This window comes from Actinoplanes sp. L3-i22, assembly GCF_019704555.1.
In the GTDB taxonomy this organism is placed as follows: domain Bacteria; phylum Actinomycetota; class Actinomycetes; order Mycobacteriales; family Micromonosporaceae; genus Actinoplanes.
Window position 1 is genome coordinate 5536372 of the sequence record NZ_AP024745.1, and the last position, 13752, is coordinate 5550123.

The window sequence follows — 13752 nt, forward strand, 5'->3', positions numbered from 1 at the left end:
GTGATCTGCCGCACTGGGCTGATAGTATCGGCTGGATATCCGAAACTTACGGGACCGGTGCGCCGCGGTCGGACCACCGCGGCGCACCGGCCGCTCAGGACACCGCGCAGGTCAGCGCCGGCGTCGCCGGGGTCCCGGCGGCGAGCAGCCCGAAGGTCGTGCTCGCGCCCGGGGCCACCGAGCCGTTGTAGGCCGCGTTGACCACCGTGGCGGTGCCGCCGGCGGTGCTCAGCGAGCCGTTCCAGACCTGGCTGATCGACTGCCCGGCGGGCAGCGCCCAGCTCACCCGCCATCCGGTGATCGCCGCCGCGCCGGTGTTCGACACGGTGACCTCCGCCTGGAAGCCGCCCGACCAGCTGTTGACGACGCGGTATCCGACGAGGCAGGCGCCGGCCTGGCCGCTGGGCGACGGAGACGGGGCCGGTGATGATGACGACGGTGACGGCGATGCGGTGCCGGGCAACTGCGAGAAGAACGACCAGATCTCGTTTCCGGTCCAGGTGCGGGCACCGTTGGTGCCGGTCGAGCCGTCCACCGGATCCGGGGCGTGATCGCCGTCGAAGGCGATCCAGCGCACCGGATAACCGGCCCGGCAGCCGCCGTACGAGGTGGCGACGTGCGTCAGGCTGCCGCGCGCCGGTTCGGCCGGACTCTGGGCCGTGCAGCCGTTGGCGCGCACGAACGTGTCCCGGATGCCGCGCCCGAGCGAGATGTCCAGAACACTGTCGTGGGTGCCGTGGATGCCGAGGTAGGCGACCGGCTGGGTGCCGCCGGAACAGCCGCTGAGGTTGGCTCCGGAGAGCACGGCGACCGCGCGGAACACGCTCGGGCGGGCGCACGCGACCGCGTAGCTCATCGCACCGCCGTAGCTCCAGCCGAGCGCGAACAGCCGCGAGGTGTCGACGCACAGGTCGCCCTCGATCAGCGCGGTCAGGTCGTCGACCAGGGTCAGGTCCCGGCCGCCGGTGTTCGCCCACCCGTTGTCGATGCCCTGCGGCGCGACCAGGATGGCGCTGTTGTCCGACAGCCGCTGCTGCCCGTAGTAGGCCCAGGTGGATCCCGCGGAACCGCCGGTCGCCACGTCACCGGCGGTCCCGTTCAACCAATGAAAGGCGAACATCAGGGTGTACGGGCGGTTCCGGTCGTAGTTGTCCGGAACCCGCAGGACGTAGGTGCGGTCCTGGCCGCCGCTGCGGATGGTGCGCGTGCCGCCGGTCAGGGTCGGGGCCTTGCCGCATCCGGCGGTCGTCGCCGCGGCGGTCATCGGTGCCGCGGACGCGGTGGCGCCGAGCATCCCGGTGAGCATCGCGGTCACCAGCGCCAGCGCGCACCCGACGGCGATCATCTGCCCCAGACCGCGCCGGGACATCACGAACCCGCCGAGCAGGTGGGCGTGGCGGTGGGCCCGGTGCCGGTGCCCTGGAAGCCGAACTCGGTGGCGGCGCCGGCCGCCAGCGTGCCGTTGTAGTCGACGTTGCGGAAGCTCACCGTGCCGGTGGAGCCGCTGTTGGTGGCGCTCCACGTGCTGGTCACGGCGCTGCCGGAGGGCAGCGTCAGGCCGACGGCCCAGCCGTTGACGCCGGCCGAGCCGGCGGTGACCCGGACGGTCGCGACGAACCCGCCGTTCCACGAGTTGAGCGACACCGTGGCGCTGCACGCGCCGGTCGGCACCGGGGGAGTGCTGGTGCTCGGTGACGGGGAGGTGGTGCCGCCGCCGGCGTTGAGGGCGTTGAGGACCGAGGTGTACGCGGCCTTCTTGTTGCCGGAGTTGTCGAACAGCAGCGGGTTCTCGCCGGTGCGCCAGGAGTCGCTGTCGCGGATGCCCCAGACCGTGATGCCGGTGCACCGCGACACCGCCATGCAGGCCCGGGTCACGCCCGCGTAGATGTTCGCCTGGTTGCCGCCCTGCGCGACGTCGAGCTCGGTGATCTGCACGTCGACGCCCAGATCGGCGAAGCGCTGCAGGTTCGACTGGTAGTCGCCGGGGAGGCCGGTGCCCAGGTGCGACTGGAAGCCGACGCAGTCGATCGGCACGCCGCGGGACTTGAAGTCCCGGACCATGTTGTACACGCCGGTCGACTTCGCGTTGACGCCGTCGGTGTTGTAGTCGTTGTAGCAGAGCTTGGCGTTCGGGTCGGCGGCCCGCGCGGCGCGGAACGCGGCCTCGATCCAGTCGTTGCCGGTGCGCTGCAGGTTGGAGTCGCGCCGCGCGCCGCTGCCGCCGTCGGCGAACGCCTCGTTGACCACGTCCCAGGCGTAGATCTTGCCCTGGTAGTGGGTCGCGACCTGGGTGACGTGGTTCATCATGGCCGAGCGCAGCGCGGTGCCGGACATCGACTGCGCCCAGCCCGGCTCCTGCTGGTACCACAGGAGGGCGTGCCCGCGGACCTTGGCGCCCATCGAGATGCCCTGGTTGAGGATGCGGTCGCCGTTGGTGTACGTGAACCGGCCCTGGGACGGCTCGGTGGCGTCCCACTTCATCTCGTTCTCCGGGGTGACCGCGTTGAACTCACGGTTCAGGATGCCGGTGTAGGTGGCGTCGCCGAGTTTGCCGGCGGCGATGGCCGCACCGAAGTAGCGGCCGGACTGCGCCGCGGAGGCGCCGAGCGTGCCGGCCGCCTCGGCGGTGCCGGCCAGGGCGACGCCGGCCGCGACGGTGACTCCCGCGACGGCCGCGACCAGCAGCGCGGTGCGGCGGCTCGTTCCGAACAGGGGCATGGCGGGAACCTTTCGACGGGGATCTGGGAGCGTTCCCATCAGGGGTTGTCAATGTTGCCAGCGCATTTCCCGGAAAGGCAACCCACGACTATCGGGCCGATCCGGAAATAACAATTCCCGGCGTCAGAAAAATCGTCGGTCCGGAAGTGTTATGTGACCGTGGGCCGTCGAGTCGTCATTCGCCGAGCCTCCCCGGAAAAGACCCCTTGAATGTCTGGAAACATCCTGGCAATCTTCGGAATCAAGCTGTTAGCGCTCCCATCCCCCGCTGAGATCTTTCTCGCCTTGCCTCGGACCAGTGGCCAAGGCGGTGTGAGCGATAACAGAAACCGCGATCCCCAAGGAGGCGTCGCCATGCCCCGAAGAAGACGGTGGTGGCTCGCACCCATCCTCATCGCCGCGTTGGCCACCATCGGTGCCGTGGCCCCGCCCGGGCAGCCCGCCGAGGCGCTCGAGAACGGCGTGGCCCGGACCCCGCCGATGGGCTGGAACAGCTGGAACACCTTCGGCTGCAACATCAGCGAGAGCCTGATCCGCGGCATGGCCGACGCCATGGTCAGCAGCGGCCTGCGCGACCTCGGCTACCAGTACGTGGTCGTCGACGACTGCTGGTTCAACCCGAACCGGGACTCCGCCGGCAACCTGCAGGGCGACCCGACCCGCTTCCCCAGCGGCATGCGGGCGCTCGGCGACTACCTGCACGGCAAGGGCCTGAAGTTCGGCATCTACCAGGGCCCGCTGGACAAGACCTGCGCGCAGTACTTCAACAGCTATCCCGGCGCCACCGGCAGCCTGGGCCACGAGGCACAGGACGCGCGGCAGTTCGCCGCCTGGGGCGTCGACTACCTCAAGTACGACTGGTGCTCGCCGACCGGCTCGATCAACGACCAGGTCACCACGTTCGCCAGGATGCGCGACGCGCTCGCCGCCACCGGCCGGCCGATCCTGTTCAGCATCAACTCGAACAGCGTGCACGCCAAGACCGGCCCGCAGCGCGACTGGGGCGACGTCGCCAACATCTGGCGGACCACCGAGGACATCAGTGACGCCTGGGACACCGGGCAGAGCAACGGCTACCCGATGGGTGTCAAGAACATCGTCGACGTGACCGTGCCGCTGGCCGGTTACGCCCGGCCGGGACAGTTCAACGACCCGGACATGATGGAGGTCGGCCGCGGCGGCCTGACCGACACCGAGCAGCGCAGCCACTTCGCGCTCTGGGCGATGCTGGCCTCGCCGCTGATCGCCGGCAACGACCTGCGCTCGATGAGCGCGGCGACCCAGACCATCCTGAAGAACCCCCGGCTCATCGCGATCAATCAGGACCCGCTCGGCCTTCAGGCAAATCAGATCTCGTACGACGGCACGCGCCGGGTGCTGGCCAAGAAGCTCGCCAACGGTGACGTCGCGGTCGCCCTGTTCAACCAGGGCGGCGCCACCGCCACGATGTCGACCACCGCCGCCGCGATCGGCAGGTCCGGCAGCTCGTTCACCCTGCAGGACGCCTGGTCCGGCGCCACCACGACCAGCACCGGCGCCATCAGCGCCGCGGTCCCCGCCCACGGCACGGTGGTCTACCGGGTCAGCGGCGGGACCACCACGCCGGCGACCACCACCACGTTCGTCAGCGCCGCCTCGGGACGGTGCCTGGACGTGCCGAACGGCAGCACCGCCAACGGCACCCAGCCGGTCGTCTGGGACTGCAACAACGGCACGAACCAGCGCTGGACCAGCACCGCGGGCACCCTCCAGGCGCTCGGCAAGTGTCTCGACGCGCCGGTCGGCGCCGCCGCCGGGGCCAAGGTCCAGCTCTGGGACTGCAACGGCCAGAGCAATCAGCAGTGGACGGTCCAGTCCGACGGCACCGTCCGGGGCACCGCCTCCGGCCTCTGCCTGGACGTCGACCACAACCTCACCGCCAACGGCACGCTCGTCCTGCTCTGGACCTGCACCGCCGCCACCAACCAGCGATGGAGCCGAGTCTGATGCCCAGGAGATCGCTCGCCGGCCTGCTCTGCGCGGCGGCCGTGGTGCTGCTGACCGCGGCGGTGCCGGCCGCGGCGCGCGCCGACAACCCGATCGTGCAGACGATCTACACCGCCGACCCGGCGCCGCTGGTGTACAACGGCCGGGTCTACCTCTACACCGGCCACGACGAGGACAACTCGACCTGGTTCACGATGAAGGAGTGGCGGGTCTACTCGTCGGCCGACATGGTCAACTGGACCGACCACGGCTCGCCGATGAGCCTGAGTACCTTCAGCTGGGCCAAGAGCGACGCGTGGGCCGGCCAGGTCGTCGCCCGCAACGGCAAGTTCTACTGGTACGTCCCGGTCACCAGCCGGGCGACCGGGCGGATGGCCATCGGCGTCGGCGTGTCCAGCAGCCCGACCGGGCCGTTCACCGACGCGCTCGGGCACCCGCTGGCCGAGAACGGCGAGATCGACCCGACGGTCTTCATCGACGACAACGGCCAGGCCTACCTCTACTGGGGCAACCCGAACCTCTGGTACGTGCGGCTGAACGCCGACATGATCAGCTACTCCGGCGGCGTCACCCAGATCCCGCTGACCACGGCGGGCTTCGGCACCCGGACCGGCGACGCCAGCCGGCCGACCCTGTACGAAGAGGGGCCCTGGGTCTACAAACGCAACGGGCTCTACTACAACGTCTTCGCGGCCAAGTGCTGCTCGGAATTCATCGGCTATTCCACCGCGACCGGGCCGACCGGGCCGTGGACCTATCGCGGCACCGTGATGGCCACCCAGGGCAGCAGTTTCACCAATCATCCGGGCATCGTCGACTTCAACGGCGGTTCGTATTTCTTCTACCACAACGGCGCGCTGCCCGGTGGCGGCGGATACACCCGCTCGGTGGCCGTGGAGAAATTCAGCTACAACGGCGACGGCAGCATTCCGGCGATCAGCATGACCACGACCGGCGCGCCGCAGAACGGGACGCTCAACCCGTACGTCCGGCAGGAGGCCGAGACCATCGCCTGGAGCTCCGGGGTGGAGACCGAGCCGGCGAGCGAGGGCGGCCTGAATATCGGCTTCCTCGACAACGGTGACTACGTGAAGGTGAAGGGGGTCGCCTTCGGCTCCGGCGCGACCTCGTTCACCGCGCGGGTCGCCTCGGCCGGCGCCGGCGGCCGCATCGAGGTGCGGCTGGGCAGCGCCACCGGCACGCTCGCCGGGACCTGCACGGTTCCGGTCACCGGCGGCTGGCAGACCTGGACCACCGTCAGCTGCCCGGTCAGCGGCGCGACCGGCACCCGGGATCTGTACCTGCGGTTCACCGGGGGCAGCGGCTACCTGTTCAACGTCAACTGGTGGCAGTTCGCCGCTGGGTCGATGCGATAGGGCAGGATCGGCGATGCTACACAGGCGACACACAGGTACGCGGTGACGGTGACAGGAACGACATGGGAGTGACCCGTACGAGCGGATCCGGCCTGGTGCGAGCGGCCCAGGCCGGTGACCGCGCGGCGCTGGACGAGCTGGTCGCGACCTACCTGCCGATGGTCTACACGATCGTCCGGCAGGCGCTCGACGGGCATCCGGACGTCGACGACGTCACGCAGGACGTGATGGTGCGCGCCCTGCGGCAGCTGCCGTCCCTGCGGTCGCCGGCCAGCTTCCGCTCCTGGCTGGTGGCGATCGCGCTGCGCCAGGTCAGCACCCACCGGCACCGGATGATCCGGGACGCGCGCCGCGTCGTGCCGCTCGACGCCGCCGGTGAGCTCCCGGACTCCGGCGCCCGGTTCGAGGGCCTCACCGACCTGCGGGTCGAGTTGTCGGCCCAGCGCCACCAGGTGCGGCGCGCCGCCAGGTGGCTGGATCAGGACGACCGGATCCTGCTGTCGCTGTGGTGGCTCGAGGTGGCCGGGCGACTGTCGCGTGCGGAGCTGGCGGCGGCGCTCGGCATCACGGTCGTCCACGCCGGCGTACGGGTGCAGCGCATGCGCGCGCAGCTCGAGCTCAGCCGCGCCCTGGTCGCGGCGCTGGACGCCCGGCCCCGGTGCCCGGGACTGGCCGCCGAGCTGCCGGGCTGGACCGGCGCGCCCGGCCCGCGGTGGCGCAAACGGCTGGTCCGGCACGTCCGCGACTGCCCGGTCTGCACCCGGGTGGCCGAGGAGCGGATGCCCACCGAGCGGTTGCTGCCCGCGCTCGTGCTGCTCCCGGTGCCCACGGCGCTGACCGCGGCGACCCTGGCCAAGACCGCGGGCGCCGGGGTGGTCGCCGGCCCGGTCGCCGGGGCTCTCGGACAGCTGGCGGGGCTGGCGGCCCATCCGGTGGTGGTCGTGGTGACGGCCGGCACGCTGATCGCCGGGGCCGCCGCCGGCGCGGTGGTGCTGACCGGCCCGGAGGCCCCGCGCCCGGCGACCGTCGCGGAGACGCCGCGGCCGGCGTCGATCGCGGCGCCGACCCCGGCCCCGCGCAGCGCCGCCGCGTCGGGCGCCGGCCTGTTGCGCACCGGGCCGGTGTCGATCGAGGCGGCGAACGCCACCGGGCGCTACGTGACGGCGCCCGGGACCTACGGCATGCTGACCGCGGTCGGCACGGACGACCCGGTCGCCGCCCGGCAGCAGGCGACCTTCCAGGTGGTGGCCGGGCTCAACGACCCGCGGTGCGTCTCGTTCCGGGCGGCCGACGGCCGCTACCTGCGGCACATCTCGTGGCGGCTGCGGCTCTACACCGACAACGGCACCGCGCTGTTCCGCGGGGACGCCACGTTCTGCCCCGGCCCCGGGCAGGCCGCCGGGTCGATCACGCTCGAATCGTCCAACTATCCCGGCTGGTTCCTGCGCCACCGCGGTGACGAGCTGTGGGTCGACCAGTTCGACGGCACGGCCGCGATGCGCGCCGACGGCTCCTTCCTGGCCCGCCCGGCGCTGGCCGGCTGAGCCGACTCCGGCCCGGTCCCGCACATAACAGAATCCGCCGAATCTCTTTTCGCGCAATCGGCCGGAAGAATCTCCCGGGAATCGTTATGCGTGGGCATCTGTGCTGGTCGGACGGTTAAGGAATTGAACTGCGTGAAACCGTCTGGCAATATCGCTGACGAATGTTAGCGCTCTCAATGTGGCGCCGGTGCGGAGAATCCGGCGCCGGGATCCGCGCGTCCACCTCGATCCGAGGAGTTGATGATGAGGGCTCGCCTCCTGCTCGCCGCCGCCCTGACCGCAGTGCTGAGCGCGGCAGTCGCGGTCACCGCGGCCCCGCCCGCCGGCGCCGCGACGATCGACACCGGCGCCTCCTACGTGCTGGTCAACCGCACCAGCGGCAAGGCCCTGGACCTGTACAACCTGGCCACCAACGACGGCGCGCGGATCACCCAGTGGACGCGCAACGACCAGGCACAGCAGCAGTGGCAGTTCGTCGACTCCGGTGGCGGCTACTACCGCCTGAAGTCCAAGCTGTCCGGCAAGGTCCTGGACGTCTCCGGCGCCTCGACCGCCGACGGTGGCGCGATCGTGCAGTGGACCGACAACAACGCCACCAACCAGCAGTTCAGCGTCCAGGACGTCGACGGATACATCCAGCTGATCAACCGCAACAGCGGCAAGGCCGTCGAGGTGCAGAACGCCTCGACCGCGGACAACGCGAACGTCGTGCAGTACAGCGACTGGAACGGCGCCAACCAGCAGTGGCAGCTGGTCAAACTCGGCGGCGGCACCGCCACCGGCACGTTCACCAACCCGGTGGTCTGGCAGGACTTCGCCGACGGCGACATCATCCGGGTCGGGGACGCCTACTACTACTCGGCGTCGACCATGCACTACTCGCCCGGCGCGCCGATCCTGCGCTCCTACGACCTGGTCAACTGGGAGTACGCGGGACACTCGGTGCCGCGCCTGGACTTCGACTCGAACGCCTACGACCTCAACGGCGGCCGGGCGTACGTCAAAGGCATCTGGGCCTCGGCCTTCAACTACCGGCCGAGCAACAGCACCTACTACTGGCTGGGCTGCACCGAGTTCAACCGGACCTACGTCTACACCGCGTCCGCGGTCGACGGCACCTGGTCGAAGAAGGCCCGGATCAACAACTGCTACTACGACGCCGGCCTGCTGTTCGACAACGACACCCCCTATGTCGCGTACGGCAACGGCACGATCAGCGTCGCCCAGTTGTCGCCGGACCTGACCTCGCAGGTGCGGTCACAGGCCGTCTACACGACACCGTCGAGCATCGGGACGCTCGAGGGCTCCCGGATGTATAAGCGCGGCAACTACTACTACATCTGGGTAACCCGCCCGGCCAACGGCCAGTACGTGCTGCGCTCGACCAGCCCGTGGGGTCCGTACGAGCAGAAACAGGTCCTTCTTGATCTTCCCGGGCCGATCTCCGGGGGCGGTGTGCCGCATCAGGGCGGGCTGGTGCAGACGCAGAGCGGTGACTGGTGGTACATGGCGTTCACCGACGCCTTCCCCGGCGGCCGGGTGCCGACCCTGGCCCCGATCACCTGGAGCAACGACTGGCCGGTTCTGACCACCGTCGACGGCCGGTGGGGGAGCACCTACCCGAAACCGAACATCACCACCACCAGGACCGTGCAGTCGATGATCGGCGCCGACACGTTCACCGGCAGCACGCTCGGGCCGCGCTGGGAGTGGAACCACAACCCGGACACCAGCCGGTTCAGCGTCGGCAACGGGCTGCGGCTGTCCACCGCGACGGTCACCGGCGACCTGTACAACGCCCGCAACACGCTCACCCACCGCATCCAGGGACCGACTTCGACCGCCACCGTCGAGCTCGACTACTCGCAGATGGCCAACGGCGACCGGGCCGGGCTGGCCATGCTGCGCGACTCCTCGGCCTGGATCGGCGTGCGCAGGGACAACGGCGTCACCCGGGTGTCGATGACCACCGGGCTGACCATGGATGCCAGCTGGAACACCACCGGGACCGGCAGCGAGGCGGCCGGCACGGGCGTCAGCGGCGGCAGGATCTGGCTGCGGGTCAGCGCGGACATCCGGCCCGGCTCCGGCCGCACCGCGACGTTCTCCTGGAGCACCAACGGCAGCACGTTCACCACCCTCGGCCCGGCATTCACGCTCAACAATGCCTGGCAGTTCTTCATGGGCTACCGGTTCGGCCTGTTCAACTACGCCACCCAGGCCCTGGGCGGCGCGGTCACGGTCAAGAGCTTCAACCTTCAGACCCCCTGACGGTACGTCTTCATCCCCGTTCCCCGAGGAGATCGACATGCAAGTGAAGAAGTTCGTGCGCCGAGCAGCTCTCGCCGCGATGGCCCTGATCGCCGGCGCCGGCGTCGTCGCGGTCACCACCTCGCCGGCGTCCGCGGCGACGATCGACACCAGCGCCTCCTACGTGCTGGTCAACCGCACCAGCGGCAAGGCCCTCGACCTGTACAACATGGCCACCAATGACGGCGCGCGGATCACCCAGTGGACCCGCAACGACCAGGCGCAGCAGCAGTGGCAGTTCGTCGACTCCGGCGGCGGCTACTACCGGCTGAAGTCCAAGCTCTCCGGCAAGGTCCTCGACGTCTACAACCTGTCGACGGCCGACGGCGGCGCGATCGTCCAGTGGACCGACAACAACACCACCAACCAGCAGTTCAGCGTGCAGGACATCGACGGATACATCCAGCTGATCAACCGGAACAGCGGCAAGGCCGTCGAGGTACAGGGCGCGTCGACCGCGGACGGCGCGAACGTCGTGCAGTACAGCGACTGGAACGGCGCCAACCAGCAGTGGCAGCTGGTCAAACTCGGCAGCAGCGGTGGCGGCGGCGCGTGCACGCTGCCGTCGACCTATCGCTGGTCATCGACCGGCTCGCTGGCCAACCCGAAGTCCGGCTGGGTCTCGCTGAAGGACTTCACCGTCGCGCCCTACAACGGCAAGCAGCTGGTCTACGCCACCACGCACGACACCGGGTCGAGCTGGGGCTCGATGAACTTCACCCCGTTCACCAACTGGTCGGACATGGCCTCGGCGAGCCAGAACGGGATGAGCCAGGGCACGGTGGCGCCGACGCTGTTCTACTTCGCGCCGAAGAACATCTGGGTCCTGACCTACCAGTGGGGTCCGACCGCGTTCTCCTACAAGACGTCGAGCGACCCGACCAACGCCAACGGCTGGTCGTCGGCGCAGACGCTGTTCACCGGCAGCATCTCCGGCTCCGGCACCGGGCCGATCGACCAGACGCTGATCGGCGACGGGACGAACATGTACCTGTTCTTCGCCGGGGACAACGGCAAGATCTACCGGGCGAGCATGCCGATCGGGAACTTCCCGGGCAGCTTCGGCTCGTCCTACACGACGATCATGAGTGACTCGACCAACAACCTGTTCGAGGCGCCCCAGGTCTACAAGGTGCAGGGCCAGAACCAGTACCTGATGATCGTCGAGGCGATCGGATCCAACGGGCGGTACTTCCGCTCCTTCACCGCGAGCAGCCTGAGCGGATCGTGGACGCCGCAGGCCGCGACCGAGAGCAACCCGTTCGCGGGCAAGGCGAACAGCGGTGCGACCTGGACCAACGACATCAGCCACGGCGAGCTGATCCGCGCGTCCGCCGACCAGACGATGACGATCGACCCCTGCAACCTGCAACTGCTCTACCAGGGTCGCTCGCCGAGTTCCGGCGGCGACTACGGGCTGCTGCCGTACCGGCCGGGCCTGCTCACCCTGCAGCGCTGATCAACGCCCGGCGGGCCGGCCCCCACCGGTCCGCCGGGCCATCCCCCGAGGAGCACGCATGACCCCGTTCCCGATCAGCCGCCGTCGCCTGTTGCAGGCCGCCGGCGCCGGCGCGGTCGCCACCACGCTCGGCGGCGTCACCCCGGCCCGGGCCGCGGCGGTGGTTCCGGCCCGCGCCGACCTCGGCGTCTCGGCCTACCCGTTCGCCTTCGGACAGGTCCGGCTGACCGCCGGGCGATGGCTGGACAACCAGACGCGCACCCTGAACTACCTGCGCTTCGTCGACACCGACCGGCTGCTCTACAACTTCCGGGCCAACCACGGCCGGTCCACCGGCGGCGCCGCCGCCAACGGCGGCTGGGACGCGCCGAGCTTTCCCTTCCGTACGCACGTGCAGGGCCACTTCCTGACCGCGTGGGCCCAGGCGTGGGCCGCGCTCGGCGACACCACCTGCCGTGACAAGGCCAACTACCTGGTGGCCGAGCTGGCCGCGTGCCAGGCGTCCAACGGCTACCTCTCCGGCTTCCCGGAGTCCGACTTCACCGCCCTGGAAGCGGGCACGCTGACCAACGGCAACGTGCCCTACTACTGCGTCCACAAGACACTCGCCGGGCTGCTCGACGTGTGGCGGCTGATCGGCAGCACCACCGCGCGGGACGTGCTGCTGCGCCTGGCCGGCTGGGTAGACACCCGCACCGCGCGGCTCAGCGCCGCCCAGATGCAGGCCGTGCTGGGCACCGAGTTCGGCGGGATGAACGAGGTGCTGGCCGACATCTACCAGCAGACCGGGGACTCCCGCTGGCTCGCCACCGCCCAGCGGTTCGACCACGCCGCCGTGTTCAACCCGCTCGCCTCGGGCAGCGATCAGCTCAACGGGCTGCACGCGAACACCCAGGTGCCCAAGTGGGTCGGCGCGGTCCGCGAGTACAAGGCGACCGGGACGACCCGGTACCGCGACATCGGGCGCAACGCCTGGAACCTCACCACCGGCGCGCACACCTACGCGATCGGCGGCAACAGCCAGGCCGAGCACTTCCGGGCCCCGAACGCGATCGCCGGATACCTCACCGACGACACCTGCGAGCACTGCAACACGTACAACATGCTCAAGCTGACCCGGGAGCTGTGGCTGACCGACCCGGACCGGGCCGCCTACTTCGACTTCTTCGAGCGGGCGCTGCTCAACCACCTGATCGGCGCGCAGAACCCGGCCGACAGCCACGGGCACATCACCTACTTCACGCCGCTGCGGGCCGGCGGGCGCCGCGGCGTCGGGCCGGCCTGGGGCGGCGGGACCTGGTCGACCGACTACAACAGCTTCTGGTGCTGCCAGGGCACCGGGGTCGAGACCAACACCAAGCTGATGGACTCGATCTACTTCTCCAGCGGGACGACGCTGACCGTGAACCTGTTCACGCCGTCGGTGCTGACCTGGGCCGAGCGTGGGGTCACGGTCACCCAGGCGACGTCCTACCCGGTCAGTGACACCACCACGCTGACGCTCGCCGGCACGATGAGCGAGTCGTGGAGCATCCGGGTCCGGATTCCGGGCTGGACCGCCGGTGCGACCCTCGCGGTCAACGGCGTCACCCAGAACGTCAGCGTCACCGCCGGCAGCTACGCCACCGTCACCCGGACCTGGGCGGCCGGGGACGTGCTCACCGTGCGACTGCCGATGCGCGTGATCCCGCAACCCACCAACGACAACCCCGACATCCAGGCGATCACGTACGGCCCGGTGGTGCTCGCCGGCAACTATGGCAGCACCGCGCTGTCCGGCAACCCGGCGCTGACCGTGTCGTCGATCGCCCGGACCGGCACGGGCAGTCTGGCCTTCACCGCGACCGCCAACGGTGCCACCGTCAACCTCGGGCCGTTCCACGACGCGCAGGGCTTCAACTACGCCGTCTACTGGAACACCGCCACCGACAGCACCTACAAGCTGGTCAACGTGGCGTCCGGCCTGGTCCTGGGTGTGCAGGACATGTCCATCGCGGATGGTGGGTCGGCGATCGTCTGGGGTGACACCGGCACCGCCGACCACCTCTGGGCGCAGGTCGCCGACGGGGGAGCGGTCCGGTTCCGCAACGTCAACAGCGGCAAGGTCCTCGGCGTCGAGAACATGGCCACCACCGACAACGCCCGCGTCCTGCAGTGGTCCGACAACGGCACCGCCGACCACCGGTGGACGCTGATCGCCAACAGCGACGGCTCCTGTCGCATCCGCAACGTCAACAGCGGCAAGGTGCTGGCCGTGCTGAACGCCTCGACCGCCTGGGGAACCCAGGTTGTCCAGGAGTCCGACAACGGCAGTGCCGACAACAACTGGCGTCTCGTACGGGTCGCCTGATGCTCGTCC

General features: G+C 69.9%; 8 protein-coding genes. 6 read left to right on the plus strand and 2 right to left on the minus strand.

The window, feature by feature from the left end:
- Nucleotides 1-94 precede the first annotated feature (94 nt).
- Nucleotides 95-1345 carry a cellulose binding domain-containing protein gene (locus L3i22_RS24615; RefSeq protein WP_255658558.1) on the minus strand — a complete coding sequence of 417 codons (1251 nt, stop codon included), beginning with the start codon at nucleotides 1343-1345 and terminating at the stop codon, nucleotides 95-97.
- A 23-nt stretch (nucleotides 1346-1368) separates the two neighbouring features.
- A complete protein-coding gene (locus L3i22_RS24620) occupies nucleotides 1369-2718 on the minus strand; it encodes an endo-1,4-beta-xylanase (protein WP_221329307.1) in 1350 nt (449 codons plus the stop codon).
- Between the two features lie 354 nt (nucleotides 2719-3072).
- On the opposite strand from L3i22_RS24620, the gene L3i22_RS24625 reads away from it, so the two are divergent.
- From L3i22_RS24625 to L3i22_RS24650, 6 genes are all read left to right on the plus strand, one after another.
- Nucleotides 3073-4704, plus strand: coding sequence for a ricin-type beta-trefoil lectin domain protein (locus L3i22_RS24625; RefSeq protein ID WP_221329308.1), 1632 nt, complete (start codon nucleotides 3073-3075; stop codon nucleotides 4702-4704).
- The gene (locus tag L3i22_RS24630; RefSeq protein WP_221329309.1) at nucleotides 4704-6080 is read left to right on the plus strand and encodes a glycoside hydrolase family 43 protein; all 1377 of its coding nucleotides are present in this window, start codon (nucleotides 4704-4706) and stop codon (nucleotides 6078-6080) included. The genes L3i22_RS24625 and L3i22_RS24630 overlap by 1 nt, the downstream gene beginning before the upstream one ends.
- Nucleotides 6081-6142: 62 nt before the next feature.
- On the plus strand, nucleotides 6143-7624 hold the full coding sequence (locus L3i22_RS24635; RefSeq protein ID WP_221329310.1) for a sigma-70 family RNA polymerase sigma factor: 1482 nt from the start codon (nucleotides 6143-6145) through the stop codon (nucleotides 7622-7624).
- 243 nt (nucleotides 7625-7867) lie between these two features.
- Complete coding sequence (locus L3i22_RS24640) at nucleotides 7868-9895, plus strand: family 43 glycosylhydrolase (RefSeq protein ID WP_221329311.1); 2028 nt, start codon at nucleotides 7868-7870, stop codon at nucleotides 9893-9895.
- Nucleotides 9896-9932: 37 nt separating this feature from the next.
- Nucleotides 9933-11393, plus strand: coding sequence for a non-reducing end alpha-L-arabinofuranosidase family hydrolase (locus tag L3i22_RS24645; RefSeq protein ID WP_221329312.1), 1461 nt, complete (start codon nucleotides 9933-9935; stop codon nucleotides 11391-11393).
- Nucleotides 11394-11451: 58 nt separating this feature from the next.
- Complete coding sequence (locus tag L3i22_RS24650) at nucleotides 11452-13743, plus strand: beta-L-arabinofuranosidase domain-containing protein (protein WP_221329313.1); 2292 nt, start codon at nucleotides 11452-11454, stop codon at nucleotides 13741-13743.
- Nucleotides 13744-13752: the final 9 nt, after the last annotated feature.

What these genes read in the sequence shown, in the direction of transcription:
- L3i22_RS24615 (WP_255658558.1), bottom strand. Translation starts at nt 1,345, where the DNA reads ATGATCGCCGTCGGGTGCGCGCTGGCGCTGGTGACCGCGATGCTCACC.
- L3i22_RS24620 (WP_221329307.1), bottom strand. Translation starts at nt 2,718, where the DNA reads ATGCCCCTGTTCGGAACGAGCCGCCGCACCGCGCTGCTGGTCGCGGCC.
- L3i22_RS24625 (WP_221329308.1), top strand. Translation starts at nt 3,073, where the DNA reads ATGCCCCGAAGAAGACGGTGGTGGCTCGCACCCATCCTCATCGCCGCG.
- L3i22_RS24630 (WP_221329309.1), top strand. Translation starts at nt 4,704, where the DNA reads ATGCCCAGGAGATCGCTCGCCGGCCTGCTCTGCGCGGCGGCCGTGGTG.
- L3i22_RS24635 (WP_221329310.1), top strand. Translation starts at nt 6,143, where the DNA reads ATGGGAGTGACCCGTACGAGCGGATCCGGCCTGGTGCGAGCGGCCCAG.
- L3i22_RS24640 (WP_221329311.1), top strand. Translation starts at nt 7,868, where the DNA reads ATGAGGGCTCGCCTCCTGCTCGCCGCCGCCCTGACCGCAGTGCTGAGC.
- L3i22_RS24645 (WP_221329312.1), top strand. Translation starts at nt 9,933, where the DNA reads ATGCAAGTGAAGAAGTTCGTGCGCCGAGCAGCTCTCGCCGCGATGGCC.
- L3i22_RS24650 (WP_221329313.1), top strand. Translation starts at nt 11,452, where the DNA reads ATGACCCCGTTCCCGATCAGCCGCCGTCGCCTGTTGCAGGCCGCCGGC.